The following is a 26,968-nucleotide window of genomic DNA, read 5'->3' as shown; positions in this document are numbered from 1 at the left end:
GGGCTGGGTTCGAAATGGATGAGGAGGATGTGGATGAAAGAGGGCGTTTCGCGTGAGAGGATAGACCATTACCTGAAGTTCATCGAGTTCACGGGAAGACATCCCGCCCTCTCCCGGGCGGTGCTTTGGCTGGCCTACAGGATCCCTCCGCTGAAAAGGGCTCTGCCCGTGTCCATGAGGATCTACATGGGAGGGAGGATCCTGGAATCGTACCGCGTGGATAAGCAGAAGGGCGAGATAAGCTTCGGCGGAGTGGACAGGCAGATCGTGGGTGCGGAGTTCCCGGAGGTCGTCTTCCGAAATCTCGCCCAGCTCGCCGGAAAGGAGGAGGCGCAGAGGATCATGTACGATATGCACTTCCGGATCATGGAGGAACAACTGCAGAAGCTCGATTTGGAGGAGATCTTCCCGAGGTTCCTGGCCCCTCTCTTCCGCCAGCCCGCCGATGCGAAGCGTCTGGAAAGCGATCCCACGCTGGCGCGACTGTATGGGGAGATGGAGCGCATGCTCCTGAGGTTGCTCTTCAGTGAGTCCGGGTGGGGAAGGCCGGAGTTCGATTCCACGCCGCTCCCGAGTAAGGTGACAGTGCATAAATCCGTGGAGTCAGTGTGGATGCGACCATCCGCGGAACCGGTATGCTACGCCATGGCGGGGTCACTTGCCGCCTTCGTGAGCCATATCGCGGGGAAGAGATACGCGGCGCGCGAGACAAGTTGTGCGGCAACCGGGGCACCACGCTGCGAGTTCACCCTCGAAAGCGTGGAATGAGCATCTCAGCGACGGGATGCCGCCATGTCGGGCCTGTGGGGGAGAGGAAAGGAAAGGCGTCGGACGGACCAGGCCGAAGCTTGAGAGACGGCCTTCCGGGCGTGGCTCTCCCCCCGGGTCCTTCCGGGCAATGGATACCAATCTTTACCAATAAGCCTGGGGCCAGTACCACTCCGGAAGCTCGATGCCCGTGCCGAAGTCCACGACGTACCATCCTCGAGGCCCTTTTTCGGCCAGTATTGCCGCTGTCTCCACATCCCGGCCAGTGCTCATCACCGCGGCTGCCGCCTGGTTCCCGCGGATGGCCAGGTTGGTTATCTCCAGCGCCACCTCTCCCGTGGAGTTCAGGTAGGCGAAGTCCAGCATGACCTCCTCCACGTCGGCCATCTCCGCCAGGAACCAGTCGGGCAACTCAATCCCCGAACCGAAATCAACGCCGTACCATCCGTATGCGTCCCTGGCCATGACCACAGGCACGTTCTCCAGCTCCTGGTTGAGACAAACGGCGATGCCAACCGCCTCGTCACCGTTGATGAGCAATCCGGTGACGGCGAACTCAAGGCCCGCCTCGGCGTTTTCTTGCACGTATTCGAGCATGGCTTCCTCGGCCGCGGCCAGCTCCTCCTCGCCGGTAAGCCCGCCGGAACGGTCAAGGGAGTCGGAAACGTTTTCCCCGTTGTCCATCTCCTCGAGCATGTCAAGGTAGTCCAGTTCCTTGGGGTCCAGGCCCGCCTCCATGAGGAAGTCGCCGGACATGTACCATTTTCCTCCCACCCGTACCACCTCGAAGGAGCTCTCCTCGGCTGCGGATGCCTCTTCGCTCACCTTTTCGCCGTTGTCGCCCGTGTAGGTCATGGTGCCGTCGGTAACCGTCACCGTGGCCTCGTCGCCCCGCAGTTCGGTGGTCATCTTGCGGATGTCCACCTGGAGGTCGTCGGGTACGGCGGAGAAGAAAAGCTCGAAGAAGGCATCTCGGTGGTCGCCCAGGGCCCTCTCCAGTTCCTCGCGGAAGGAGGGCTCCATGGCCTCCAGCAACATTCCCGCGTCCTCCAGCTCCAGGGCTCGGAAGAAGTCCCTCACCGCTTCCTCGGGCCCCGCGGTCGCGGTGCCTTTTCCTCCCAATACCAGGAAGACCAACACTAGGGACAGGGCGGCGGCCGCCAGCAGCCCCAGCCCACCCAGCACCCAGGGGAGAGCCGACCTCTTCTCCGGATGCGGGTAAGGTGCCGTCCCGGGAGGGCCGGCATGGGGCGAGGAGGCCAGTTGGCCCTCGGGCGAGGGAGATATCCCGTAGGTTTGGGGGGCTTGAGGGGCGGGAGGCGTAACACCAGGGATTTCCCGGCTCACATCTCCCGCGGACGGGGTGAGGCCCGCGGTGGGCGGCGGAGGGGGCACGCCCGCCGTAGGGGACGCGCCCAGGGCGGCGCCGCAGTTAGGGCAGAAAGCGCTGCTTTCCGACATCTCCCTCCCGCAATCGGGACAGAACATGGGGTTCTCCTTTCGTTGGCCGAGCACGACTAACCCATTATTCCCCACCCGGCGGATAAGGGCAATGATCTTACTTTTCACAACCTTCGAGGTCGGGGCCGTTCCTGTGCTCCCGCGGGCAAGATATTTTCTTCTTCCCGCTGGTGGGCGGCAAGAAGCGGCCGATCATTTCCTTGAAAACACATCGGGCTTCCATACAGGTTGGGCTTTCGGGCCAGTAGGGGTCGGTGCATTGTTCTCACACCGGGGGCGCGTTTATCTCCATGGATAAGACAAGCGTTCGTGCGGTAGGGGATGAGGGCATAGGCTGTTATCACCGGCTGGGGGACTTTTTCGTGAAACCGGTTCGATGACCGGTGGAGAAAGGGTCGAGGACCTGAGGGATTTTCGATGTCCGGGGAACGTGGGCTACTCGGAGAGCTGCCGGTTGTCGGCCCCAAGCTTCGCATGCCGTCTTCCTTTCCGCGGATGTAATAAAATGGGATGGCGGGGCGGTCCTTCGATCCATCGGGCGGTGACGTGTGTCGTCGAGGGTCGGCCCGGGAGGCTCGAGGCGCGTTGATAAGGGAGAGAGGGCGGGAGGAAGGAGGTTGAGTTGGGGGACTATCTAGCAAAAGTTACCATGGCTATGGCGGAACTCGATCCGGAGGTGGACATGGCCACCCTGGTCGGGGAGGCGCTGGCCGCCGGCGAGAAGGCCGCCGACCTCCTGAGGGCCATGAGCGAGGGCATGGTGGAGGTCGGAAGGCGCTTCGAGGCCGGCGAGTACTACCTGGCCGACCTGGTCCTTGCCGGGGAGGAGATGAAAGAGGGCCTCAGGGTTCTCGAGCCTCACCTTGAGGTGGGGGAGACCGGAAAGAGAGGGACGGTGGTCCTGTGCACGGTGAGGGGCGACATCCACGACATCGGGAAGAACCTGGTGGGCACGATGCTCAGAAGCGCCGGCTTCCGGGTGGTCGACCTGGGCGTTGACGTCCCGGCGGAGAAAGTGGTGGAGGCGGTGAAGTCGGAGTCGGCCTTCGCCGTGGGCCTCTCGGTTCTTCTGACCACCATGACCGGCTCCATCGGCGAGGTGGTGGAGGCGCTGCGGGGAGCCGGCCTTCGGGAGGGCGTGAAAGTGGCCATAGGTGGCGCCTGCACCACCCCGGAGATGGTGGGGCGTTACGGCGTGGATGCGCTGGGGCGCGACGCCGTGGAGGCGGTGCGCATCTTCTCGGGATGGGCGACCTGAGGGCGGCGCCTGCCGCGGGTTGGAAGGAGGTGGAAAAATGGCTTTCGTTGCCGGGTTCATCGCTCACGCTCCGGACGCGGACCCGGAGAAGCACCGCTGCGTGATTGACACCGGGAAGTATCGCCTGATCGTCGTGGTGGTGAGCAACCAGGAGCAGGCCCTGGAGCAGAGCCGGAGGATGGTGGAGGAGGAAGGCATACACTCCGTCCTCCTCTGCCCGGGCTTCACCCATGCCGACGTGGCGGCCATAGCCGAGGCCGTGGGGGAGAACGTGGGGGTAAACGTGGCCCGGGGCGACGGGCCCAGCAACCGCATCGCCGTCCAGACCATCGCCCGGGAGTGGGGTTTCCCGCCGCAGGGCTGAGGGCCTCCGTCTCCCGGGCCGGATCACTTGCTCCGGAGCGTCTGCATGCCGCATCGGAAGGGGCGCTCTCTGCGTGCTTTGTGCCCCTCAGACCACGGGAATACGTCGAGCGGAGCCGGTCACCGTCGCCGCGGGACCGTCCGGCCGCACTCGAGATACCACCGTATGTTCAGGGGGCGCGAATCGACCCTTGCACACTCCGGACCCTGAGAAGGATGCCGCGGCCCGCGGCGCTCTAAGCCAGGAACGGCCCTTTCCGATGACGCAGGGGGCCCGGCGTTCAGAGCCTCTCGAGTTCCTCGGTGAGCTCCATCCCTTCGTCACCCAGGTCCTGCAGCGTCTGGAGGTTTTCCACGAAATCCATCACCGCCGTGAGGTCCTCGATGTCGAGCGAGGCGGCTTCCCTTTCCAGCTCACCGAAGCGCTCCTCGAGCCTGCCGTAGAAGTCCAGCAGTTCCGCCTGCACGCTCTCCGCCTCACTGGGCACCTGCAGTGCTTTAAGCTCGGCGTAGGAATCCGAGGCCACGTCCTTGCCCTCGCCAAGCGCGCTCTCCAGAAGGGCCATGGAACCTTCCGGGTCCTCCCCGAAATCCGTTTCCGAGAAGACCTCGAAGATGGAGGAGAGCCGGTCGGCTGTCCCCCCGTGGATCTCGAGCGCCTTTTCCTTGTAGACGGCCAGAGACGAACCCCCGCAGCCCAGCGAGTTCAGCGCCAGAAGCGCGGCCACGACAGCGCATAGCGCCACGATTGAGGTCTTCCTCCGCATTAAACCACCCCCTCAAGTTGTAGAGAGAAAAAGCTCAAAGACGAGACGCCGTGCAAGGCGTTCCATGACCTCTGCAGCTCTCCACCTCCTTTCGCCGCACGAGTCGCCGCCCCCACCTGTTCTGGTATTAATCTTCGGAAGCGTGGCCCTTTTCTTTTAGGGCTCCCCTTGCCTCGAGACGGCGGTCTGCGCCTCGCCTTCCGGGAAGGCGCCTCCGGCCCCATCTCGTGTTTCCGGTGGACCGGATGAGGTGACCGGTCCGGGAACGGGCATCCTGGAATCGCCGGACAAGAACCCGTCCCGGCATCGCCGGCCGGTTTATGGCGCAGGATGGGAAAAGCGCTTCCTGGGCGAAACTCCGCTCCTTATCTCCGATCCGGGGGCGGCGCGAGAGGCGCGTTTCCGGAGAGGAGGCGAGGGCGGAGGAGATGTCCTTTCACGGCTACGGCTTCACGGCTTTGATCATCCCGTAGCCGAAAAGGCCGTTGCGGAAGAAGGAGTCCAGGATCTCACACCCGGCCACGAAGTCCCGGACCTTTTTCTCGGGAAAGGCCCCCCGCTTCTCGTCGAGGAAACGCAAGGCGTTGTCTCTCCAGCGCATGGGGGTGGGGAGGACCTTTTCCGTGACGTCCAGGACGGTCACCTCCCGGAAGCCCGCTTCCACAAGCCGGTCGGCGTATGCGCCCATGGTGGGGAGCTGTCCGGGGCCCCAGGCCTTGAGGAGCTTGTAATATTCTCCCAGATGAGTGAGGAAGAAGAACAACCCCCTGTGCGGCGAGAGAAGCTTGCGCTGCATTATGTCGCACATGACCAGCGTGCCGCCATCCCGCAGAACGCGGTGACATTCGGAGAAGAGCTTGCGCTTGTCCAGCATGAGGTGGGCGGCCTCCAGTATCCAGACCAGGTCGAAGGAACGGTCGGGGCACCCGTTGTCCATGCCGTCGGCCACCCGGAATCGCACCTTGTCGTAACCCCGCTCCCTGGCTCCCTCCTCGGCCAGCCGCACCCCCCGTTCGCTGTTGCTGATGCCCTCCACGAAGCATCCGTACTTCTCGTGGAGGCGGAAAGCGGGCGTGCCTATGCCGCATCCCACGTCCAGCACCCGGGTATCGGCGGTTATGTCGCACCATTCGGCCATCTTGTCGATCATGGCCTCCGCGGCCTCAGAGAGCTCCGTTTCCGGCCCGCGGAAGTATCCGAAGTGAAAGTTATCCCCCATGAACTCCTTCCAGGCGTCGGTGATTTCGTCGTAATGGGTCGCCGAGTCCACCGCCATTGAGGAACCCCCCCTTTCATATCGATTACCCTGATGCCCGAAGGAATAGGCTCAACTTACGCGAAACGCCGGACGTTCTCCGCTGTTTCGGCCACTGACGATGCAGTGGCTTATTAATTATGCCCTTGAGAGAATTCCGGCGCAACGGTAAGGCTCGGATGCGTTGACGTACCTTTGGCCGCGCATGGGGCATATTTGCCGCTGCCCGGCGATGTTAAGCCGTATTGGGTCCTTTCGGATGGAAGTGGCACCCGGAGAGCGCTCGACCCCGGCGGCGAGAGGCCTCTTCCTTCGGGTTGAATCGGGCGAAGGGGTTGCGGAAACCCTCCTATTACGGAGGGAGCCGGTTCGTGGGGAGTTCCGGCGGGGGAAATGGAGGTGGCCAGTTCCTTGAGCATAGCGGGGGACGGAGAACCGGGGATTTCCCTTGGGGGTATGCTTTAATTTAAGATAAACCCTTCACCGGGTTGCTGCCGGCGCGGCAGGTCTCGTATGGGGAGGGGCAGACACCCATGGTGGCCGACGGGAAGTGGGAGAACCACGTTCGCTCCGCCGAAAGCGGTAGGCCCAAGGGAAGGATATACGGGGGGCTGACGCAGGAGAAGCGGAGGGAGGCCCGTAGGAGCCGGCTGCTGGAGGCCGGACTGGAGCTCTTCTCCAGCGAGGGCTATCACCGCACCCCCATCGAGCGCATATGCGAGAGATCCCATGTCGCCACGCGCCACTTCTACGAGCTGTATCCCGGGAAGGAGGAATTCTTCCGGGACTTGCTGGACACCCTCATCGAGGATTCCCGACGGGCGGTGCTCGAGGCCCTGAGAGGCGAGTTCAAGGACCCCGTGGAGGAGGTGCGGGCCGGGATATCCGCTTTCGTCCGCTCCTACCTCGATGACCCTCGCCGGGCGCGCGTCGTCCTGGTGGAGGCGGTGGGGATCAGCCCGGAGATGGAACGGCACCGCAGGGAGCTCATCCACGGCTTCGCACGCATCATAGAGGAAAAAGCGGAGGAGATGAAGCGGAGCGGGACTCTCCCCGATAGGGATTATTCCATGGGCTCTCTGGCTTTGGCGGGAGCGGTGAATGAGCTGATGATAGACTGGGTGTACTCCAAGTCGCCGCCTCCAAAAGAAAGGGTCATCGAGGAGATCGTCGACCTCTTCCGCCTGGTCATCTTCGGGCTGAGCACCCTCAGGGACAGGCTTTGATCTTTCCGAAGCGCGGTGCCCTCGCGGCCCAGGACTTCACCGGCCGGGGGTCGAGGGCGAACCTTCTCCGGACAGCCGGCAGAAGGGCTGCCTCCCCACATGCACATGGCTTATAATTAACGACGGTGGGCGAATGCCGGGCAAGACGCGGAAGGGTGACCGAGCTGGCCTAAGGTGATCGCCTGCTAAGCGATTGTGCGGGTAAAACCGCACCGTGGGTTCGAATCCCACCCCTTCCGCCAGCGACCAGCCGGGAGAAGGACGGGTTCTCCCGGTTTGATTATCCCTGTATCCGCCTTGGGCCGGGGAAACAAAGCCGCAGGAGGCGGGGCCGTCGAGGATCGGACATGCACAGCGGGTCTTGCCGTGGGGAGGCGGCTCCTCGGCCGGGGATTCGGAGGGGTCGGGAAAGGAGGATGAATTGACCAGGGAGAGACTTCGCAAGATAGTCGCCCGACAGATGGGGCGGGAATACACAAGGCGCAAGAGACACCAGGCGAGGATGAGGGAGAGAAGGCGTCGCGGCGGGAAGACGGCTTTCCTACTGGGAGCGGGAGCCGGATTCCTTGTCGCCCGTGCCTACCTCGAGAGGCCGTTGCCGGGCTCGGGAAGGGTGATCATAGCCGATGAACAGCCCGGTCCTTTGAGCACCATGATGGCCGAGTTGATGAAGGGGTTGCTCAAGGACCCGCAGAAGAAAGCCCTGGCCGACGGACTGGACTTCTCCCTCGCCCTGCAGGACCTCAACAATCCGGAGCTGGCCGCCACCATGCGCTTCAAAGGGAGCGACGTCACGGTGAGCAACGGCGTGGCGGAGGACGCCGACGTGTACGTCGGGACTGAGCTGGCGCTGCTCCTGAGCCTGGCCAGCGCGGGCAAGGGCAGCCAGTTCTTGAAGTGGCTGCAATCCGAGGAGGGGAGAAAGGTAGTCGAGGCCATACGCGACAGGCGGTTCAAGATCAAGGGCGTGCAGCGCAAGCCGCTGCAGATGCTTCGCTTTCAGAGATTGCTCACCCCGACGGGTTGAGGATCAGCCGTCAGGGACGGCCTTCAACGCGGAGGGCGTCCGTTGCGACCCGGATTGTCCCCGGAGAACACCAGCCTCTTCACCATTTCGCGGAGCTCCTCGAGCTTGAAGGGCTTGGTCATGTAGACCACCGCACCCATCTCCAGGCATTTCTCCCGGTCCTCCATCCCGGTCTTGGCGGTGAGCATGATGATGGGTATATCCCTGGTCTCGTCGGAGGCCTTGAGTTGGCGGAGGACCTCGTAGCCGTCCATCCCCGGCATCATGATGTCCAGCAGGATGATGTGCGGCCTTTCGGCAGACGCCAGGCGAAGGGCCTCCCTGCCGCTGGGAGCGGTGAGAACCTTGACCCCGATCTTGGTCAAGTTAATCTCCACAAGACGGAGGAGCAACTGGTCGTCATCCACCACGAGGGCTCGAACTTCCACCGTTTCCCTCCGGAACCGTGCGCACTCCTGAATTTAATCTACCCCGCTTTGCTTCGCATGAAACACTTTTCGCGCCGTGGAGTGGCAGCGCATTCCAGAGCACCGCTTCGTTTCGAGAGGACGGCCGTGCCCTTTCGTCATCGGCGGCATGTGTGGACCTATACTTGCGGTTTTCCGCTCGCCGATGAGGGGACTCTTCAACGATACGCACCTTCGGGACCTGTTTGAAACAGACGGCCTCTCGCATAGCGGCCGCCGCCGTAAACGCGCCTCCCATCCCCTGCCCGGTCGTTAGGGAGGGCGGCGTTCGGGCCTCGTGTGACGGGGAAGGCGTCATCCGGGCGCGAACCGTGGCAACCGTTATGACGCTCGCCCTTTCCGGGTTCGGGCGATAAGATGCCGGGTTTGAGCCGCGAAGAGCCGGTACCGTGTCGTACCGGCGGATGCATCGTGGACGAAAAAAGGGCCGGGAGACCATGCTGTCGCCCAGGCCGAACAGGCGGGAAAGCGGGAGAGAAAATGGCTATATATCTCGCCTGACCTTGTTGACAGGCCGCGGGAGGCTACATACTATATGACTGACTGTCCAGTATTTTCCGATACAATTTAGCGCACACGCGGAGGAAGAGGCATTTGGCGCGGAAGAAGGAGAAGGCCGCGAGGAAGGAGAATGCGGGCGAGGCCGGGCCGTCCTGGGACATGGAGGAGTTCCTGAAGGTCTTCCAGGGCCGGACGGGGAACGCCGTAACACGCAACCGGCTGGAGAGGTACCTGCGGGAGGGGCTGCTCTTCCCCCCGGGAAAGGACGGCCGTTTCAGCGAGAGGCACCTGGAGCGCCTGCAGATGCTCGAGCACCTGCGTTCCCGCTACGGGATGAGCATGCGGGACATGGCGGGGATATTCGGGGTGCTGGAAGGCAGGCGCGAGGAGCCCACCAGGGAGGGGGCGGCCGAGAGGGGTGATGACCGCAAGAGGAAGATCGTCGACAACGCGGCACGCCTCTTTGCCGCGAAGGGTTACCACGGCACCACGGTGGACGAGATCGTGCAGGCCACGGGAATCGCCAAGGGGACTTTTTACCTCTATTTCGAGAGCAAGGAAGACCTTCTGGTCGAGGTGATAAAGAACCTTATCGACGAGACCCTGCAGAGGATAGACGACAAGCTGCGCGGCAAGGGAAAGAGCGATTTCATAACCCGAATCGAGGCCAAAGGGGAGGAGCTCCTCGAACTCTACCTCGAGAACAGCGAGCTCCTCTATATGCTCCTCGGGGAGACGGTGGGCAACCGCCGCCTTCAGGAACAGCTCCACGAGGTCTACGAGCGGCTCGCGGAGCGGTTAGAGGAAGACCTGCAGTGGGGAATGCGGGAGGGAGAGATATTTCCCTACCAGGACCTCAGGACGGTGGCCTACGCACTGGTGGGAATGGGGCAGACGGTGGCCATCCTGGTCTCCGGATCGGACCGGGAACAGCTCCCGAGGATTCGGGCCACCGTAGACCAGCTGGTACGGCGTATATTCTCCCGCTGAGGGCTCAACGGGTCCGTAAACTTCCCGATGCGCGGGCCCCCTTATGTTTGTGCCGGCCACCCTGAGCCTGTCCTCCCGGCAACCTTACCATTATCTGGTATGTCCTCTCCCAGTTACGCTCTTCGAGAATGACGGGCTCTCGAGCGGAAAGCCCAGTTCTTCGCGAGGGTGCCGACGGGCGCCGCCCTGGAGGCTCGAGACCGGTTGGACTGAAAAATAGAGGACCCCGGTTTCCGGCAAACCGGGGTCAGCAGGGAGGGAGGTGCTCCGGTAGGGGTACCAGAGCACGGATGAGGTCACACCCTTATCAGCTTCCCTTCCGTTCTCCCTTGGGAGTCCGGCAGGTTGTTAATAATTAATGCTACCCTCAGGTTTACATATATACACCTTTTCGGCGGAATAATCAAGTTAATTGTTTTTTTGACTTCCCGGTTTTTTTGGATACCCGCTCCGGGCCGTTGTTCGCCGTGGGCGATTCCAGTTCCTGCGGCGAAGCCCCCGGTCGCAGGGTAAGGCGGCAGGCCGCAAGGAGGGGAAGAAGCCCAGGACTTGACCCTCTCCGGGAGGGCTTTCGCCGGGCGGCTGAATCCGCGCCGGGCTTGCGACCACACGTGGCGACGCGTTTGAGGCGAAGGGAAGGAGGGAGCAGGCAGTCCTACGCGGCGCGGTGCACCGTCTACCTTCTGTTATAATGGCCTTGATCGTCGGGCGGGTTGGATATATCATGAGAGCCAGGGGTTAGACGTCCGTATTTCCTATTGTCCGCACCCTTCAGGAGGGCGGCGATTCCGGCGGCCGGGAAAAGAAAGCGGCTGCCCCCGGGCTCGACGGAGGAAAGAAGGAGGGAAGTGTCTCATGATGGGCGGTAACTGGGGCAAGGTCCTGAAGGTGGATCTCACGAACCGGACCGTGGAGGAGGAGGCCATCCCGGAAGAACACTACCGTGATTTCCTGGGCGGGAGCGGACTGGCCGCCAAGTGGTTCTTCGACCACCGGGGATGGGAAGCCGAGCCGCTGTCTCCAGAGAATCCCTTGATGATCATGAACGGCCCCTTGTCGGGCACCAACTACCCCGGGGTCTCCAGGCTGGAGGTATGCGCCCGTTCTCCCCTCACCGGGATATGGGGCGAGGCCTCCATGGGAGGTCATTTCTCCCCTCAGCTCAAGCGGACGGGGTACGACGGGATCGTCGTCCTGGGAGCCTCTGAGAAGCCCGTCTACCTCTACGTCACCGACGAGGGGGCGGAGATCCGCGACGCCTCTCACCTCTGGGGTAAGGACACCTACGAGACGGAAGAGCTCCTCAAGCAGGAGGTGGGGGACAAGCGCGCCCAGGTGGTGTGCATCGGGCCGGCCGGCGAGAATCTGGTAAAATTCGCCAACGTGATCAACGACCGTGGCTCCACGGCGGGGCGTTGCGGCATGGGCGCGGTCATGGGCTACAAGCGCCTCAAGGCGGTGGTGGCTCGCGGGGACAGGAAGTTCCCGGTGGCCGACGAAGCGGGGTTCAAGGCGGCGCGGGACAAGATGTCCGAGGCCCTCAAGTTCAGCATGGTCGCCGAGGGGCTCCACGCCTTCGGATCCAACGTGCACATGGAGTACGGCATGGCCATCGGCGACGTGCCTACGAAGAACTGGCGGGAGGCCTACTGGGCGGAGGGTCCGGAAAAGCTGGGCGGCACCACCGTGGCGGAGACCATCCTCACGCGCACCCATTCCTGCTTCGGCTGCCCCATCGCCTGCAAGCGCATCGTGGAGATAAAGGAAGGGCCTTACCGCATGGAGGAGGGGCCGGGTTCGGAGTACGAGGCGGCCGCCGCCCTGGGGACCCTCCAGAGGATGGATTCCATGGAGGCCAACCACAAGGCCAACGAGCTCTGCAACCGCTACGGCATGGACGTCATCTCCTGCGGGAGCGTGATAGCCTACGCCACCGAGGCCTTCGAGGCCGGCCTGATTAAGGAGTCCGACACCGGCGGGCTCAGGTTGGGCTGGAACCAGCCGGATACCGTGCTCGAGCTCATCAAGAGGATCGCTTTCCGGGAGGGCATCGGGGACGAGATGGCGGAAGGGGTACGCTCCATGTCCCGAAAGTACGGGGGGGAGGAATTCGCCATCCACGTCAAGGGGCTGGAATGTCCCATGCACGACCCGAGGGCCCTGTGGGGCATGGCCCTCACCTACGCCACCTCTATCCGCGGCGCCTGCCACTGCGCGGACGCCAACCTCTACGTGGAACTGGGGCTGCTCAACCACAACGAGCTCGGAGTGAAGAGGAGTTGGCCTTACCGGGCCAAGGGCAAAGCGGCCCAGACGGTGGCTTCCCAGAAGAAGGGGGTCATCGCCAACTCGGCGGTCATCTGCGAGTACGCCTGGAACGCGGCGGGAGGTTCACTGGCGGAGATGGCGGAGGCGCTCCGCACCCTCACCGGTTTCCCCTACACGGTGGAGGAGCTGGCCAGGGTGGGAGACCGCATCTGGTACATCAAGAGAGCCATCGGCAACCTCTGCGGGGCCACGCGGGAGGACGACCGCCTGCCGCGGCGCATCCTTGAGCCCCACCTGGAGGGGGTGACCTCCAGCCTCCATCTGGCCGTCTTCCCCCAGTTCATGTCCATGGTGCCCATGGGCAAGCTCAGGGTGGAGAGGGTCAAGGAGACCACGGCGAGCCTGATGAAGAAATATCTCTTCCCCAACATGGACAAGATACTCACCTCGCTGAACAAGCTGCCCGTGTTCTCCGCGCGGGGCAAGAGGCTGGAGAGGAAAGACCCCGAGGAGATAAGGCGCAAGACGGTGGCCTTCGAGGAAATGCTGGAGGAGTACTACCGGCTGCGGGATATAGACGAGAAGGGGAGGCCCAGCCGCCGGAGGTTGGAGGAACTGGGCCTCAAGGACGTGGCCGACGCACTCCACGGTTGAGCGGGGCTTGCGTCCGAGCGGGGATGAGGAGATGCCTCTGGTAAAGCTCTACGCCACCCTGCGCAAAGCTGCGGGAGAGAAGGAGTACCGAAGCCAGGCGCGCGACGTGGGCCAGGTGCTCAAGGAACTGCAGGAGCGTTACGGCGAGGGAGTGTCCCGTTACCTGCGCGATTGCATCGTCCTTGTTAACGGGCAGAACGTGGGATACCTGAAGGGCAAGAGGACCAGGCTGGAGGCGGACGACGAGGTCTCCGTCTTCCCTCCCCTGGCCGGGGGATAGCCGGGGCCGGGGGCCGGGGGAATGCGTTAGCCGGCGTCCGGCGGCCCCCGGCGGGCGGCCTGCGCCGCTCCGCACGTGCCGGGTTCAGAGGGGGGTGACGGTGAACCCGCCTCCGCCGGGGGTGGTGCCGCCCACCTGCAGGGCGGCGAGTTCGCTCACACAAGCCGACAGCAGCTCCCGGCCGGCCGCGACCTGCTCCAGAGCGCCGGTTATTTTCTTGGAAACATCTACCAGATTGGCGTTGGAGGCCAGGGCGGCCCACTGGCGCAGGTGATCCGCTTCCCGCTCCAGGCGTTCCGACCCGTGTTTGAGGGCCACCTTAAGGCTGACCAGGTCGATACCTTCACGGCACATGGCATTCACCTCCATTGCCTCGCCGGCGGGATTTTCGATCGGTTCTCCGGTCCGGCTTTCAGGCCCCTCTCACTTACCGATTCCACAATCCGAAGGTCTGAAAGTCAACCTTTGGGCGGCAAGGCGAAAGATCCCAACCCCACAAACGGCGGCTCGACGCCTTCCTGGATTGGGCCTCGATTCGAAGACGGCACGGCCTTCGATTCCGTTGCGCGTCGGGTGCCTGATCACCTGCAGGCCTCCGGCGCCGCCTTGCCCAGTTCCACCAGGGCCCGGCGCAGGGTCTCCTTTCCCTTCTCCGTCATGCCGCTCAAGGGGAGCCTCACACCGCCCACCTCCACGCCCATCCAGTTGAGAGCCTGTTTGATGGCCGTGGGGTTGGGTTCGCAGAACAGGGCGCGAACCAGGGGGAGCACTCGGTAGTGCAGCTCGCGGGCCTCCTCCAGCCTGCCCTCCCATACCAGGCGGCACATGCGGCTGAATTCCTTGCCCAGCACGTGCCCCACGGCGGCGATGCATCCCTGCCCGCCCAAGCAGAGGACCAGGAAGGTCACCGCATCCTCGCCGGAGTAGACCGCGAAGTCCAGGCCGGCTCTGCGGGTCTCCTCGATGATGGAGCTCACCTGCAGGATGTCGCCCGAGGCCTCCTTGATCCCCACGATGTTCTCCAGCTCGGCCAGGCGGAGCACGGTCTCCACCTCCACGTTGCGGCCCGTCCGGAAGGGGATATTGTAGAGGATGAGGGGCAACGAGGTGCTCTCGGCGATGGCCTTGAAGTGGCGGTAGATCCCTTCCTGGCTGGGGCGGTTGTAATAGGGGCTGACCTGGAGGCTCCCGTCCACGCCGATCTTCTCCGCGGCCATGGTCATCTGGATGGCCTCCTCCGTGCTGTTGCTCCCGGTGCCGGCGATGACCGGCACCCGGCCCGCCGTCTCCTGGTATACGAGGTCTATAACCCTCATGTGCTCTTCATGGCTCAGGGTGGGAGACTCACCGGTCGTGCCGCAGGGTATGAGGGCGTCAGCCGCCTGCTCCTCGATGAGGAAGTTGACCAACCTACGCAGCGCCGGTTCGTCTACCCGGCCTCTTTCGTCGAAGGGGGTGACCAGGGGAATAAGACAGCCCTTGACGTTCCAGTCCACCTTCCCGACCTCCTCTCTCGATTCACCGTGCTCAAAACGGCTGGAGAGCACTCATCGGATGACCCTCCCGCGGTTCCGCCGGGGAACCGCCTGCCCTTCAGGCGGTGCTTGACCGCCTTACGCATTGGCGAGCGGGTCGCCCCCGATGACCTCCCACGCGAGACACGTTCAGCGGGCTTTCGGGCGCGGAGAATCCGGAGATCGTGTTTCCCGCGTGCCGATCACCGGCATGGCCCGCCTTTACCGCAACCTTCCCCTCCCTACGGCGGCGGTATAGGTGTAATGATAACAGAATGAGTGCCGAAAAAATGTTACTGACGAAGAGTCGCTTTTTCCTTTTTATGGAATATTGCTCTCGGGGACCGGAAATTACCCCCCACCCTATTGACAGGCGATAAAGCGGTGATAATATGAAAGCGTTCCGGCTGAGCTCGGGGGAAAACCGAATCCAAACGCCTATAATCTTGTGCGTCCGGAACGTTGGTAGGAACCCAGGATGCCGAGTAGAAAACGTCGCGGCCTCAAGCCCGGCGGTCCCAAAGGTATCTTGGGTTTCTACTTTTTATTCGTGCCCGCGCTTGCCTGCAGGTGCGGGCCGGTGAGCCAGGGAGGTGCTTCATGTCCGACGGGCTGGCGGGAAAGAGAGTGGTGGTCATCGGGACGGGCATCGGAGGTTCCGGGGTTTCCGCCCTCCTGGCCAGGGAAGGGGCCAAGGTTCTGGTCCTGGAGAGAAACCCCTTTCCGGGGGGGAAGGCGGCCAGTTTCGAGCGCGAGGGGTTCGTTTACGACACCGGAGTCCATTGGCTCTCACGGGGCGGCAAGGGCCCCCTGGGGGAGATCGCCGACCTTGTGGGGGCGGAGGTGAGCTACCGCTCTCTGGAACCGGCCATGCAGTTCACCGCGGGTGGCCGGACGGCCATCCTCCATCAGGAAATGGACGATCCGGAAGCCCTCGAGCGCCTCTTCGAGGAGATCGGGGTGCTCCCCGAGAACCGGCCGGGAGCGCGAGCGCTCTTCGAGGACCTGGCGCGTGAGCGCTCACCGCGGGAACTGGAGGAACTGGACGAGGTGTCCTTTTCCGATTACTGCTCGAGGTTCGTGGACGACGAGCAGCTGAACCGCTTGCTGGACGGCTTCACCGGCATGTACATGTGTATCTCCAGGAAGGCCGCCTCGGCGGCGGAGTTCATCCTGTGCTTCTCCAGCCAGGTGAAGGAGAGGAGCCTTTGTTACCCGCTGGGTGGGATGCGTGCCGTTCCCACCGCTTACCTGAAGGCCCTGGAATCCATGGGAGGGGAAGTGCGTTACTCCACCCCTGTGGAGCGCATCGTCGTGGAATCTGGAAAGGCGCGCGGCGTGGAGGCGGGAGGGTTCATACCCGCCGACCTCGTGATCAGCAACACCGGCCTGAAGGAGACGGTGGCCCTTGCCGGAAGGCATAATTTTCCAGACAACTACCTGGCTTGGGTGGATTCACTCCGCCTCTCCTTCGGTGCGGTGAGCGTGAAGTACGCCCTGGACGCCGAGGTGGTGAAGCCCCACCTTTTCTGCTATTTCCCCGATTTCCGGGACCCGGAGCTCGTGGAGAGGCAGGCGGCGATATTCGTGCCCGTGCCCTCCGCAGCCGACCCTTCCCTCGCACCTCCCGGTTGCCAATTGGTCCTGGCCGGATCCCTTGCCCCTCCCGGCCTGGAGGACAGGGAGCAGGCGGCGGCCGTCTGCGAGGAGATACTGAACCGCATCGAGAACACCATGCGCGACCTCTTCCCGGACATCGAGGACCACGTCATCTGGAAGATAAGGACGGACACCAGCTACATCGCCCGCATTTCCGGCAGGCGGACGGGAGAGGTGATCGGGCTTGCCCAGAACCGCCACCAGGTGGGGAAGAACCGCCCCTCCCACGTAACCCCCGTGGAAGGGCTATACTTGGTGGGAGCCGATGCGGGGGGACGCGGTGTGGGCACGGAGATGGCCGCGGACAGCGCCCTCAACCTGTGGAGGATGCTGCTCCATTCCTGAGCGGTGGACTCCTGAGCCTCGTCCTCGGGGATGAGGATCAGCCGGCCTTGACCAGGACGCAGGACCATTCGCCTTCCATCACCCCGTATTCCGACCACAGGACGAGGATCTCCTGCAGGAAGGTTTGCGCGTCCGGTGTTCTTCGGTAGGCCTCCTCCATGCGTTCGCGTATCAGGTCGTAATCCATTCCCTTCACCTCCAGGGGCATGATACCCCGGAGGGGTGACAAGTAGGCCGGGGTGAGGGGAGGCCCTTATGCTCGCGTTTCCGGAAGCGTACCAGGTTCCTCACTCCCGGAAGCGCACCAGGTTGCGCCCGGATTCCTTGGCTTCGTAGAGGGCGGCATCGGCCTTGGCCACGATGTCCGAGCGGTCTTGCACGCCGGGGGAAGGGAAGGAGGTCACGCCCTGGCTGACGGTGACCCGTACCGGCTTCCCCCCGGGCGCCGTGAAATCGTGGTTCTCCACCGCCATGCGGATGCGCTCCGCGGTCTGCACGGCGCTCTCCAGGTCCGTCTCCGGGAGGAGGATGGCGAACTCCTCCCCGCCGTAGCGGGCGAGGATGTCCATACTGCGCAGGCATCCCTTGATCAGGGAGGCGGTCTCCTTGAGGATCTCGTCGCCGAAGAGATGGCCGTAGGTGTCGTTTATCCTCTTGAAGAAATCGATGTCCAGCATGATGAAGGAGAAGACGGTGTTGTAGCGGAGGGACCTCTTGTACTCCTTCTCGAAGAGCTCCTGGAAGAAACGGTGGTTGTAGATGCGTGTGAGGCCGTCGGTGATGGCCATGCGTTTGGCCCCCTCGTAGAGGCGGGAGTTGTCCACGATCATCACCAGCTGGTTGCTCACCAGGTTGAGGATGCTGGGAGCATCGCGGCGGAAAGCAGGGGTGGAGGGGCCGGCCAGGAGCAGCAGCCCGATGGGCATCTGGTGGGCGATGAGGGGGATATGGATATAGGAGTCACCCGCCGGTTTTTCCTGAGCCGTGGTGACCAGGTTGTCCTCCTGGAGGACCGTCCGCCCCACGGATTGCTCGTCCCCGGGCTGCCAGGCATACCCGGTGGCGGTCCCCATGGTCTGGGAGATGACGTTCTCCAGCGTTTCCGGGGTCACGGGGCGGTTGAGGTAGAGATACAGTTCCCTCTCCTCGAAGAGCAGAAGGGCCCCCACGTAGTAATTGAAGAGTTTATCCAGTATCTGGAAGATGGAGGACACCGTCTCCGTGAAATCCTGCATGGACCCGGCCAGGGAGGCGATGTCGTTGAGGATGGTGGTCTCGAAGAGTTTGCGGTCCAGGAGGTCGGTGATCTTGTTTATCACGTAGTCCTCGCTGACCTCCTTGCGCCGCCGGCGGGCGAGGTCCCGGGCCTCGCGGTTCTTTTCCGATGCCGAGAGCAGGGTCTCCACCTCCTGAAGGAGGTGTTCCGGCTTGAACCCCTTGGTGATGTAAGCGTCGGCCCCGGTCTTCAGGCCCCAGAACATGTCGGTCTGGTGTTCGCGCCCGGTGAGCATGATGATGGGCATCCAGGAGGTCATGGGGTCCTCCTTGAGCAGGCGGCAGACCTGGTAGCCCTTGATCTTGGGCATCTCTATGTCCAGGATCATGAGGTCGGGGAGGAGGGAGAAGGCCTTCATGGCCGCTTCGATCCCGTCCCAAGCCACGTCCACGCGGTAGCCCGCCTTCTCCAGTATGGACCCGGTGACCTTGACCACCAGCTTGTTGTCGTCCGCCAGGAGCAGATGCTTTCCGTCTTCCATAAACAAGGCCCCCTCGCCGTTCCGCCCTTGATTTATCGGCGGGCGGAACGGGGAAATTAAATCCTTGGGCCGGTCAGAGCCTCATGCCGCTCGCCCCGCAGGGTGGTGAGGGGTTTTCATGGCCGTGGAGGCGATGGCCTCATGGGATCCGGACTTGTGCTCACCTCTGTGGATGGAGGGAGCCCCTCAAGCCTCCTCCACCGGCGGGATGCGCCGTCCATTGCGGCGCCACAAGCCCCTCCGGGGAAGGATGAGCTCTCCTTACACAACGGAGGCTCCGGCGCTTCAGCGACTTGGTTAGAGACTCACTCCTTTCTCGGACGCAGAAGCACCTCCACCCGCCCTCCTTTCAGGGCGGCTGCCAGCCGGCAGGCCTCCTCGGGGGTGACCTCGAGGAGGAGGCAATCGGGGGGCGAGGTACCCTGTTCGTTGGAGGATTGCCACGTGGAGGCGAGATTTTCCGCGGCGATCGTCCCCAGTACCTTCACGTCCTCCAGCCCCAGGCGGGCGGAGTCGCCCTCCAGGAACACGAGGTCCACCCGCTCTTCCGGGACAAGGGAAGAGAAAGGGAGGTTCGCCGTTTCCTGGGGTAGAGGAAAGGCGCGGAAACCCGGGGTGAGGGACTCGCGCGCCTCCGCGTCGCCGGAGAAGAGGGCGCTTTCGAGGACCGGCTCTCCCTGCCGCACCGGGCGGGCCAGACGCCTTCCGGTCAGCCGGGAGATCTCGGTGAAGGTACCGGGCAGGAGGTACTTGTCGGGGAAGGGCACCTGTTGCAGGGAGGAGGGATCGAGGACCTCTCCCCCACCCAGGTCCCTGGCCGCCACCACCAGCTGCACCAGCCGCCCGGCCTGAGCCGCGCGGGTCCCCACACCCCGGAGGTAGGCGAAGGCGATGAGCGCGGAAAGAGCGGCGGCCACTGCAGCAGCGAGGAGATAGTAGCGCGGGTTTCGCAGCCCGATGAATTCCAACCCCTCTCCTTTCCTTAGCTCGTTCTCCCTGTCCTTTCTCGGACCCGCCGCCCGTCGGCGGGGGTCGTTGCCGGTGGAGGGTGGGCGAAACGCCCCTCTACTTCAGGGGTATGAACTGGAATATATTGGTTGAAGTGTCCATGAAGAGAAAACCGTGCCGAATGGTCTCTCCCCCGCAGATGACCTTGACCGCTTCCTGAGCCTGCAGGGTGGCCACCAGGGCGGGAGTGGTGGGAGGGTTCCCCTCCATGACCTCCACGCCTCGCTCGCCACCGCCCCCGTACAGTTCCCTCAGGCCGGGGTCCCCGGGATAGACGGTCATCACCTGCCCGGCGTAGCCGGCTATGGCTCCGTGTACCATGGGCACGCCCAGGCGTGCGCACCCTTCCTCGAGCACCAGGCGGGAGGGGATGTTGTCCAGGGCGTCCACCACCACCTCGCTGCCGTAGAAGACCTCGGCCACGTTTTCCGGGGTGACCAGGAGCCGGTGGGCGGTGACCCGGATGGAGGAATTTATCTCCCGGACACGCTCGCTGGCCCTCTCCGCCTTGGAGCGGCCGATGTCCGCCTCCCGGCACAGCAGCTGCCGGTTGAGGTTGTTCTCCTCGAAGGCATCCCCATCGACGAGGACGAGGTGGCCCACGCCGTAGCGGGCCAATATCTCGGCGACGTAACCTCCCAGCCCTCCCAGTCCGCAGACCCCCACGCAGGAACGGAGGAGGCGTAGCTGCCCCTCCATGCCCAGGGTTCCCATGTTGCGCTGGTAGCGGGCGGGGACCAGGCCGGCCTCCAGGCATGCCATCTCCGCCTCCAGGGGCGCGATCCCGGCCTGCTCCGCCGCTTCCCGCAGGGCGACTTGAGGGACCACCCGGAAGCCCCCTTCCTCCCGGGAAGCCTTCCTAAGAAGCTCCACCAGCCCGCCGTTCATGCGGTTATTATATAACATATACAACTTATACACAAGTCCCGGGAACGACCTCCACGCAACTGCCCGAGAGAGCGGCATACGCCTTTGCCGTAGCGCGCGGCCATTATGGGTGGCGTGCGGTCCTCGGGCGGTCTCTTCCCCACCGGGGGTTCCGCGGTCCCCGAGGGGAGGGCGTTGGTTTCCGGGTTCAGCCGGCGGGCTCAGCCGACCTTTGTGCCCAGCTTGCGGATGACCTCCTCCGCCTCGCTCACCGTGCGCTCGATGACCTCCTTGACCGTGGGGATGTCATGGAGGAGTCCGGTCACCTGCCCCACGGGCAATACCCCGTTGACCGTGTCCCCTTCCTCGGTGGCTATGCGGATAAGTTTGAAGGCGTTGGCCATGTAGGCGAGCTGCTTGGCGTTCTTCCATCCCGAGGCCAGGACCCCGATGAAGAGCTTCCAGTAGGGCAGTTTGAGCATCTGCGCGATGGCCCGGGAATTGGGAATGGCCTTGAGCATCTGGATGGGGTTAAGGCCCCGCCTGATGGCCTTACGCGCCCCCTCGGTGTCCAGCACCCGGCACCACAGACCGTCGAAGCGTTTGGAATAGAGGGTGTCGTAGACGTCCTTTTCCAGGGAGAGGCGCTTGTAGTTCTCGTGCAGGGGGCTCTCCACGGTGGTCATGAAGCGGGTGCCCATGGCCACGCCCTCGGCTCCGAGCGCCAGGGCGGCGGCCAGGCCCCTCCCGTCGCCCACCCCGCCGGCGGCGATGACCGGTATGTCCAGGTTGGAGGCCAGGCTGGGCACCAGGCAGAAGGTGGTCACCTGCTCCCCGTGGGCCGCCGCCTCGTTACCGGTGGCGATGACCGCGTCACAGCCGTACTCCTGTGCCCGGCGAGCGTGCCGGAGGTTGGTCACCGTGGCCAGCACCTTGCCTCCGTACTGGTGGGCGGCCTGCACTATCCAGTCGCCCTTGCCCAGGGAGAAGTTGATGACCGGCACCTTCTCCTCCAGGAGCACCTGGGCGTTCTGCGCCGCGCCCGGGAATAGGAGCGAGACGTTGGCGCCGAAGGGCTTGTCTGTGAGCTCGCGGATCTCCCTCACCGCCTTCCTGGTCTCCTCCGTATCCAGGACCCCGGTGGCCAGAAGGCCCAGCCCGCCGGCGTTGGAGACGGCGGCGACCATCTTGGGCACGCTTATCCAGCTCATGCCGGAGAGGATTATGGGGTGCTCGATGCCCAAAAGTTCGGTGATGCGCGTTTTCATGGGACTGCTCCTTCCTCACTCCGTGGGACCTTCAATCCTTCCCTCCCCGACGCTCCCATTCCGCCGGCGGGCGTTGCCGGCAAGAGGAGCGTACGCGCGGTCCAAAGTCTAAATATTATATTACTTGCCCGCCAAGCGACGCACGTCGGATCGGAGTATGACGCCCTTCAGGCGCCCCTCTTCGACGACCCAGAGGAATTCCCTTCCGCTTTTTTCCAGGAGGGCCAGGGCTTCCAAGAGGGGCTGTCCGGGCGAGCATGCTTCCCATCCCCGCACGGGAACGGCCACCGAGCTCACCGGTGTCTCCTCCCACAGGTCGCGGCGCACTTTCCTGAGGTCGGAGAGCCGGACCTCTCCCGCCAGCTTTCCCTGGCCCAGAACGGGGATGACGCTGCCCGGCGCTCTTTCCAGATACACCCTGTAAACTTCTTCCAGAGAAGCAGAGAGATCAACGGCTGGGGTTCCGGGCCTTAGTATCTCTTCCACCCGCCGCCCCTCGAGGGCGGAACGCAGGCGGGCCTGGCGCAGGCTGCTTGCGGCCGCCTGGATGAGGAAGGTGCCGATTAGGATGAACCAGCTTCCGGAGAAGAGGAGGTCATAGGCGCCGTGAAAGAGGTCCGCCAGGAGCATCGCGGCGCCTCCCAAGGCCAGAAGGGCGCCGACCCCCTGGCCCAGACGGCCGGCCGTACGGGTGCTCCTCTCGAGGTCTCCCCAGTGATGCCAGAGGAGGGAGCGCAGTATCCTCCCCCCGTCCAAGGGAAACCCCGGGATCAGGTTGAAGGTGCCCAGCCCGAAGTTCACCGCCGCCAGGAGGGTGAAGCCGAAGGAGACGGTCTCCAGGCCCAGGACATAGGCGGCGTAGGCAAGGCCCCCGAAGAGCAGGCACAAGACATAAGAACAGAGCGGGCCGGCCACGGCCATCTTGAACTCCACCCCCGGGGAGGTGATCTCCTTGCCCATCTGGGCCACGCCCCCGAAGACGAACAGGGTGATGCGGTTGATGGGGACCCCGTTGCGGTTGGCCACCAGAGAGTGCGCCAGCTCGTGGAGCAGGACGGAGAGGAAGAAAAGAAAGGTCGTCACCAGGGCCGCGGGGAGGTAGGAGGCCGGTCCGGAGGCCAGGTTCTCGTGAAAGAACTGCACCACCACCCAGAAGAGAAGGGCGAAGACGAAGAACCAGCTCCAGTGGAGGAAGATACCGATGCCGCGGAAGGTGGCTACGCGCAGTCCTTTTCTGGGAATCACCTTTTCCTTCTTCTCTCAGGAAGATTCATCCAGCTCGAGAGGGCTTATGGTGGCCTCGTCAAGAACGGAGGCACAGTCGCATTTGCGCTCCCCGGCAAGGGCGGGAACCAGTCTCTCCAGGAGGAGGAGCAGCCTTTCGTTGTTCTCCCGGAAGACGCGCCCCACTTCCTCCGCGGTCACCGTCTTGGCTCCTTCCTCGTCGGCCACCCACACGTCCCAGTCGGTGACCAGGGAGATGTTGAGGTAGCACATGCCCAGCTCCCGCACCAGGACCACCTCGGGGTACTGGGTCATGTTGATGACGTCCCAGCCCTGGGCGTGGTACCAGCGGCTCTCCGCCCGGGTGCTGAAGCGCGGCCCGTTTATGATCACCGCCGTCCCCCCGTTGCGGCACGGGATTCCGAGTTCCTCGGCCAGCCGGGCGCAGGTCTCCCTCATCTCCGGGCAGTAGGGCTCGGCGCAGCTGATGTGCACCGCCGCCGGTCCGTCGTAGAAGGTGCATTCCTGACGTCCGGTGCGATCGACGAACTGGTCGCAGAGGACGAAGGTCCCCGGGGGTATCTCACGCTGTAGAGAACCACAGGCGCCTGGGGAGATGATGCGTTCCACCCCGAATTCCCGCATCCCGTAGACGTTGGCCCGGTAATTGATGCGGTGGGGAGGGAACTGATGGTACCTCCCGTGCCGGGGCAGAAAGACCACCGGTATGCCGGCCAGCTCCCCGTGGACGAAACGGTCGCTGGGCGATCCGAAGGGGGTGTGTACGGCATAGCTCTTCCCTCCCTTGATAAGGGAATAGAAGCCGGATCCCCCGAATATCCCTATTCTGGCCTCGGGCAGTCTCATGATCCCCCCTCACGCCTTCCGGAGCCCCGTTCTTTACCGGTGGGGCTCTACTCGCCTCCGACGGAGGCCTTTTCCTCCGCCTTTTCCGCCGCGCCGGCGTCCTTTTCCGTTCCCGCCCCTCCCTTTCCGTTGTCCGAGGCGCGGGAATCTGTTTTGTAGAACCCGGAGCCCTTGAAGATTATCCCCACGGGATGGAAGAGGCGTCGCACCTTGCCGCCGCAGCTGGGACAGCTTTCCACGCTCTCGTTCATCCCGTGCATGGTCTCGAACACGTCGCTGCAGTCGAGGCACTTGTACTCGTAGGTCGGCATGTTCGATCACCTCACTTCCGTTGTTTTTGCAGTTGAAAATATACCGTTTAGACGCTGCCGGTTCAACTTTACACCGGAGCCACGGGCGGATCGTTGAGCTTCCTCATCCAGAATACAGCGTCCGGGGGGACTCGGGCTGGGGGTCTCTATGCACGGGCGTGGGCGGCAAGGCATGGGGACCTTGAAGTGGCGGAGGCAAGAAGTCGACCACCTCAAGCCAATGGGGCGACGAAGGGGAACGCCCGGAAGAGGGCTCCGGGGATAGGGAAACGGGGCATATGCCTTGCGGCGGCTTTCGTGGGAGGAAAATGTACGGCGAAGAACGCGGTCGCGGGCGGGAGGAGAGGGGCGGTGCCGGTGGGGGAAAGGGACCTGGTGAGGGTCCCCGCTAGGGGAGGGGAGCCCCGCAAGCGGTGGGCATGGCCTGGCCTTCCGCGTCCGGAAGGCGCGTTGCGGCAAGTGGCGATGAAGGATCTCCCAAAGGGTGACCGGCCGCGATCCCGGCAGAAGCGAGAGGGCCTCCCCCGCGAGTATGCGGCGAGGCGGGCGTGGTAAGCTATGGGCGGGAGAAACGGGGCGGGAGCCGGCCGGAGGAGATGCCGCACCGCCCCGAAGAGGCCGGAGGGAAACGGAGGTCGGGATGAGCATACTGGTGGTGGGTTCCGTGGCCCTGGATTCGGTGCGCACTCCCTTCGGGGAGGTGGAGGAGGCACTGGGCGGTTCGGCCACCTTCTTCAGCCTGGCGGCATCCTTCTTCAACCGGGTGAGATTGGTGGCCGTGGTGGGGCAGGACTTCCCGGAAGAACACCTGGATTTCCTTCGCTCGCGCGGCGTGGACCTGCGGGGCCTCCAGGTGGCGCCCGGTAGGACCTTCCGCTGGCGCGGCTACTACGACTACGACCTTAACGAGGCCCATACCCTGGAGACCCAGCTCAACGTCTTCGAGGACTTCCGGCCCGAGATACCGGAAGAATACCGGGACTCGGAGTTCGTCTTCCTGGCCAACATAGATCCCGTCCTGCAGGCCGGAGTGCTGGATCAGGTGCGCTCTCCCCGCCTGGTGCTCTGCGACACCATGAACTACTGGATAGAGAACCGGCGCGACGAGCTGTTGAAGACCATCTCCCGTGTGGATTACCTCCTTCTCAACGACGCCGAGGCCCGGCAACTGGCCGGTGAGCCCAATTTGATATCCGCCGGCAGGAAACTCCTGGAAATGGGGCCCAGTAGGGTGATCATCAAAAAGGGCGAACACGGGGTGATCATGCTCGGCGAGGGGTCTTTCTTCTCCCTACCGGCCTATCCGCTGGAGTCGGTCTTCGACCCCACCGGTGCCGGGGACTCCTTCGGGGGCGGTTTCCTGGGAGCGCTTTCCAGGGAACCGGAGGCCAGCGAGGAAGCCGTCCGGCGCGCCGTGGTCTACGGGAGCGTCACTGCCTCATTCGCCGTGGAGGATTTCTCCTGCCGGCGGCTGGGTACCCTGACCCGGGAGGAGATCGATGCCCGGTTCCGGGAATTCATGCGGATAACCTGCTTCTGACGACGAGGCCTCCGGCCGGTTCCGGAGGCATGTAAGCAACCTCCCCGCGCCGGAAGAGGGCACGGGGAAGGCGGTCTTTCCCGGTGCTATCTTCAGCCGCCCAGCTTCTTGCTCAGTTTGTCCGCCTTTTTCTGCAGCTTGGCCTCATCCTTCTCCAGCTTGGCCAGCCTCTTCTGCAACCTCCCCTTCAGCTTCTCCAGCTTGGCGATCCTCTTTTCGGTCTTGGACAACTTACGAGCCTTCCCCATCATCCGGTCCTCCTTTCGACATGCCGGAATGTCTTACCATATACATTCAGAAAGTATAACACCAGGCCGCTGCGGCCACCAAACCGGACACCGCATGTGCAAAGGGCTTCGCCCGGCCGTGTGGAGCCCGGGTGTCGAAGGGCTCGGTCGGCGTGGTACTTGTCCGCATTGGGCCCTCGGAGGGCGTGAACGTGGCGCCCCGTCCACTGACGCGGTGGGGAATGCGCATGAGCCCGCCGTCTGGTATCCTCGGGAACATGGGAAAGTCGGGACTTGTGGACTACCATCTGCATACCCCTCGGTGCGGACATGCCGTTGGTGACCTGGAGGAGTACGTGGCCAGGGCCCTGCAGATCGGGCTCTCCGAGGTGGGGTTCTCCGATCACTTCCCCCTCCTTCACCTGCGGGATCCCAGCTTGAGCATGGCCCTGGAGGAACTCCCCGAGTACGTGGGAGAGGTGAGCCGTCTCGCGGAAAGCGTCTCCGGGGTAAGGGTCCGCCTGGGGATCGAGGTGGACTACCTGCCGGGCTACGAGGAGAGGACGGCGGAGATACTCGCCGCGCATACCTTCGATTACGTCATGGGCGCGGTGCACTTCCTCGACGGATGGGGTTTCGACGACCCGCGGTACGTGGACGGTTACCGCGGGCGGGACCTCTACGAGCTCTGGGCCAGATATTTCCAGGTCCTGGGAGATGCCGCCGGTAGCGGGCTCTTCGACGTCCTGGCCCACCCGGACCTCATAAAGAAGTTCGGTTTCCGCCCCCGCGAAGACGTCACGCATCTTTATGCCTCTTTCCTCGACCGGGTGGCGGCGGCGGGGCTGGCGGTCGAGGTGAGCACGGCGGGATTGAGCAAGCCGGTGGGGGAGATATATCCAGGCGAGGATTTTCTGCGCCTTTGCCGGGAAAGGGATATACCCGTCACCCTCGGCTCCGACGCCCATTCGCCCCGGGAGGTGGGGAGGGATTACCGGGCGGCGGTGGCCTTGCTGCGAAGGGTGGGATACCGTGAGATAGCCCTCTTCGAGCGGCGCCGCAGGACCTCTCTTCCCCTCCCCGACTGACCGCGCCT

Annotated in this window: 26 protein-coding genes and 1 tRNA gene; 12 read left to right on the top strand and 15 right to left on the bottom strand. The window is 63.7% G+C overall.

Going from position 1 to position 26,968, the window contains the following annotated elements:
- Positions 1–33: 33 nt before the first annotated feature.
- Positions 34–768, top strand: a complete 735-nt coding sequence (locus tag H7007_RS11055; RefSeq protein WP_287155333.1) for a V4R domain-containing protein — start codon at positions 34–36, stop codon at positions 766–768.
- Between the two features lie 144 nt (positions 769–912).
- On the opposite strand, the gene H7007_RS11050 is transcribed toward H7007_RS11055, so the two are convergent.
- A complete protein-coding gene (locus H7007_RS11050) occupies positions 913–2,256 on the bottom strand; it encodes a zinc ribbon domain-containing protein (RefSeq protein ID WP_287155331.1) in 1,344 nt (447 codons plus the stop codon).
- 595 nt (positions 2,257–2,851) lie between these two features.
- Between H7007_RS11050 and H7007_RS11045 the strand changes: the two genes are divergently transcribed.
- A complete protein-coding gene (locus tag H7007_RS11045) occupies positions 2,852–3,487 on the top strand; it encodes a cobalamin-dependent protein (protein WP_287155330.1) in 636 nt (211 codons plus the stop codon).
- Between the two features lie 37 nt (positions 3,488–3,524).
- Positions 3,525–3,851, top strand: coding sequence for a DUF6506 family protein (locus H7007_RS11040; protein WP_287155329.1), 327 nt, complete (start codon positions 3,525–3,527; stop codon positions 3,849–3,851).
- Positions 3,852–4,131: 280 nt separating this feature from the next.
- Here the strand turns inward: H7007_RS11040 and H7007_RS11035 are convergent, their stop codons facing one another.
- Entirely contained in the window at positions 4,132–4,596 is a 465-nt protein-coding gene (locus tag H7007_RS11035; protein WP_287155328.1) for a hypothetical protein, read from the bottom strand.
- A gap of 463 nt (positions 4,597–5,059) precedes the next feature.
- Entirely contained in the window at positions 5,060–5,893 is an 834-nt protein-coding gene (locus H7007_RS11030) for a methyltransferase domain-containing protein (protein WP_287155327.1), read from the bottom strand.
- Positions 5,894–6,405: 512 nt separating this feature from the next.
- On the opposite strand from H7007_RS11030, the gene H7007_RS11025 reads away from it, so the two are divergent.
- The 3 genes from H7007_RS11025 (at position 6,406) to H7007_RS11015 (ending at position 8,125) form a co-directional block, all read left to right on the top strand.
- Entirely contained in the window at positions 6,406–7,098 is a 693-nt protein-coding gene (locus H7007_RS11025) for a TetR/AcrR family transcriptional regulator (protein ID WP_287155326.1), read from the top strand.
- A gap of 149 nt (positions 7,099–7,247) precedes the next feature.
- A tRNA-Ser gene (locus H7007_RS11020) sits at positions 7,248–7,340 on the top strand.
- A 179-nt stretch (positions 7,341–7,519) separates the two neighbouring features.
- Complete coding sequence (locus tag H7007_RS11015) at positions 7,520–8,125, top strand: hypothetical protein (RefSeq protein WP_287155325.1); 606 nt, start codon at positions 7,520–7,522, stop codon at positions 8,123–8,125.
- 23 nt (positions 8,126–8,148) lie between these two features.
- On the opposite strand, the gene H7007_RS11010 is transcribed toward H7007_RS11015, so the two are convergent.
- Positions 8,149–8,553 carry a response regulator gene (locus H7007_RS11010; RefSeq protein ID WP_287155323.1) on the bottom strand — a complete coding sequence of 135 codons (405 nt, stop codon included), beginning with the start codon at positions 8,551–8,553 and terminating at the stop codon, positions 8,149–8,151.
- Positions 8,554–9,186: 633 nt separating this feature from the next.
- On the opposite strand from H7007_RS11010, the gene H7007_RS11005 reads away from it, so the two are divergent.
- The 3 genes from H7007_RS11005 to H7007_RS10995 all read left to right on the top strand — a co-directional run bounded on the left by H7007_RS11005 (position 9,187) and on the right by H7007_RS10995 (position 13,285).
- The gene (locus H7007_RS11005; protein WP_287155322.1) at positions 9,187–10,083 is read left to right on the top strand and encodes a TetR family transcriptional regulator; all 897 of its coding nucleotides are present in this window, start codon (positions 9,187–9,189) and stop codon (positions 10,081–10,083) included.
- Between the two features lie 855 nt (positions 10,084–10,938).
- Positions 10,939–13,005: an aldehyde ferredoxin oxidoreductase family protein gene (locus tag H7007_RS11000; RefSeq protein ID WP_287155321.1), complete on the top strand. Its 2,067-nt coding sequence runs from the start codon at positions 10,939–10,941 to the stop codon at positions 13,003–13,005.
- A gap of 31 nt (positions 13,006–13,036) precedes the next feature.
- The gene (locus H7007_RS10995; protein ID WP_287155320.1) at positions 13,037–13,285 is read left to right on the top strand and encodes a MoaD family protein; all 249 of its coding nucleotides are present in this window, start codon (positions 13,037–13,039) and stop codon (positions 13,283–13,285) included.
- An 84-nt stretch (positions 13,286–13,369) separates the two neighbouring features.
- On the opposite strand, the gene H7007_RS10990 is transcribed toward H7007_RS10995, so the two are convergent.
- Positions 13,370–13,639 carry a hypothetical protein gene (locus tag H7007_RS10990; RefSeq protein WP_287155319.1) on the bottom strand — a complete coding sequence of 90 codons (270 nt, stop codon included), beginning with the start codon at positions 13,637–13,639 and terminating at the stop codon, positions 13,370–13,372.
- A 227-nt stretch (positions 13,640–13,866) separates the two neighbouring features.
- Positions 13,867–14,781 (bottom strand): 4-hydroxy-tetrahydrodipicolinate synthase, encoded by a 915-nt coding sequence (gene dapA, locus H7007_RS10985; RefSeq protein WP_287155318.1) that lies wholly within the window; start codon positions 14,779–14,781, stop codon positions 13,867–13,869.
- A gap of 618 nt (positions 14,782–15,399) precedes the next feature.
- On the opposite strand from dapA, the gene H7007_RS10980 reads away from it, so the two are divergent.
- Positions 15,400–16,803 carry a phytoene desaturase family protein gene (locus tag H7007_RS10980; RefSeq protein ID WP_287155317.1) on the top strand — a complete coding sequence of 468 codons (1,404 nt, stop codon included), beginning with the start codon at positions 15,400–15,402 and terminating at the stop codon, positions 16,801–16,803.
- A gap of 37 nt (positions 16,804–16,840) precedes the next feature.
- Here H7007_RS10980 and H7007_RS10975 read toward each other — a convergent pair whose 3' ends face one another.
- From H7007_RS10975 to H7007_RS10940, 8 genes are all read right to left on the bottom strand, one after another.
- Positions 16,841–16,990, bottom strand: a complete 150-nt coding sequence (locus H7007_RS10975) for a hypothetical protein (RefSeq protein WP_287155315.1) — start codon at positions 16,988–16,990, stop codon at positions 16,841–16,843.
- A gap of 100 nt (positions 16,991–17,090) precedes the next feature.
- Positions 17,091–18,560, bottom strand: a complete 1,470-nt coding sequence (locus tag H7007_RS10970; protein ID WP_287155314.1) for a GGDEF domain-containing response regulator — start codon at positions 18,558–18,560, stop codon at positions 17,091–17,093.
- A 305-nt stretch (positions 18,561–18,865) separates the two neighbouring features.
- Positions 18,866–19,528: a Flp pilus assembly protein CpaB gene (gene cpaB / locus H7007_RS10965; protein ID WP_287155313.1), complete on the bottom strand. Its 663-nt coding sequence runs from the start codon at positions 19,526–19,528 to the stop codon at positions 18,866–18,868.
- A gap of 97 nt (positions 19,529–19,625) precedes the next feature.
- Entirely contained in the window at positions 19,626–20,456 is an 831-nt protein-coding gene (locus H7007_RS10960; RefSeq protein ID WP_287155312.1) for a HesA/MoeB/ThiF family protein, read from the bottom strand.
- Positions 20,457–20,656: 200 nt separating this feature from the next.
- Complete coding sequence (locus H7007_RS10955; protein ID WP_287155311.1) at positions 20,657–21,703, bottom strand: NAD(P)H-dependent flavin oxidoreductase; 1,047 nt, start codon at positions 21,701–21,703, stop codon at positions 20,657–20,659.
- A 120-nt stretch (positions 21,704–21,823) separates the two neighbouring features.
- The gene (locus H7007_RS10950) at positions 21,824–22,948 is read right to left on the bottom strand and encodes a site-2 protease family protein (RefSeq protein ID WP_287155310.1); all 1,125 of its coding nucleotides are present in this window, start codon (positions 22,946–22,948) and stop codon (positions 21,824–21,826) included.
- 15 nt (positions 22,949–22,963) lie between these two features.
- Complete coding sequence (locus H7007_RS10945; protein WP_287155309.1) at positions 22,964–23,794, bottom strand: MTAP family purine nucleoside phosphorylase; 831 nt, start codon at positions 23,792–23,794, stop codon at positions 22,964–22,966.
- A gap of 47 nt (positions 23,795–23,841) precedes the next feature.
- A complete protein-coding gene (locus H7007_RS10940; protein ID WP_287155308.1) occupies positions 23,842–24,105 on the bottom strand; it encodes an FmdB family zinc ribbon protein in 264 nt (87 codons plus the stop codon).
- 640 nt (positions 24,106–24,745) lie between these two features.
- Here H7007_RS10940 and H7007_RS10935 point away from each other — a divergent pair.
- A complete protein-coding gene (locus tag H7007_RS10935) occupies positions 24,746–25,645 on the top strand; it encodes a PfkB family carbohydrate kinase (RefSeq protein WP_287155306.1) in 900 nt (299 codons plus the stop codon).
- A gap of 92 nt (positions 25,646–25,737) precedes the next feature.
- On the opposite strand, the gene H7007_RS10930 is transcribed toward H7007_RS10935, so the two are convergent.
- Entirely contained in the window at positions 25,738–25,896 is a 159-nt protein-coding gene (locus tag H7007_RS10930) for a hypothetical protein (protein WP_287155305.1), read from the bottom strand.
- A gap of 224 nt (positions 25,897–26,120) precedes the next feature.
- Here H7007_RS10930 and H7007_RS10925 point away from each other — a divergent pair, with 224 nt between their 5' ends.
- Positions 26,121–26,960, top strand: a complete 840-nt coding sequence (locus tag H7007_RS10925; RefSeq protein ID WP_287155304.1) for a histidinol-phosphatase HisJ family protein — start codon at positions 26,121–26,123, stop codon at positions 26,958–26,960.
- Positions 26,961–26,968: the final 8 nt, after the last annotated feature.

It is taken from the genome of Candidatus Solincola tengchongensis, from assembly GCF_015711935.1.
Lineage (GTDB): Bacteria > Actinomycetota > Geothermincolia > Geothermincolales > RBG-13-55-18 > Solincola_A > Solincola_A tengchongensis.
The sequence above is the reverse complement of the archived record's forward strand: the minus strand, read 5'-3'. Positions and strand labels throughout refer to the sequence as shown.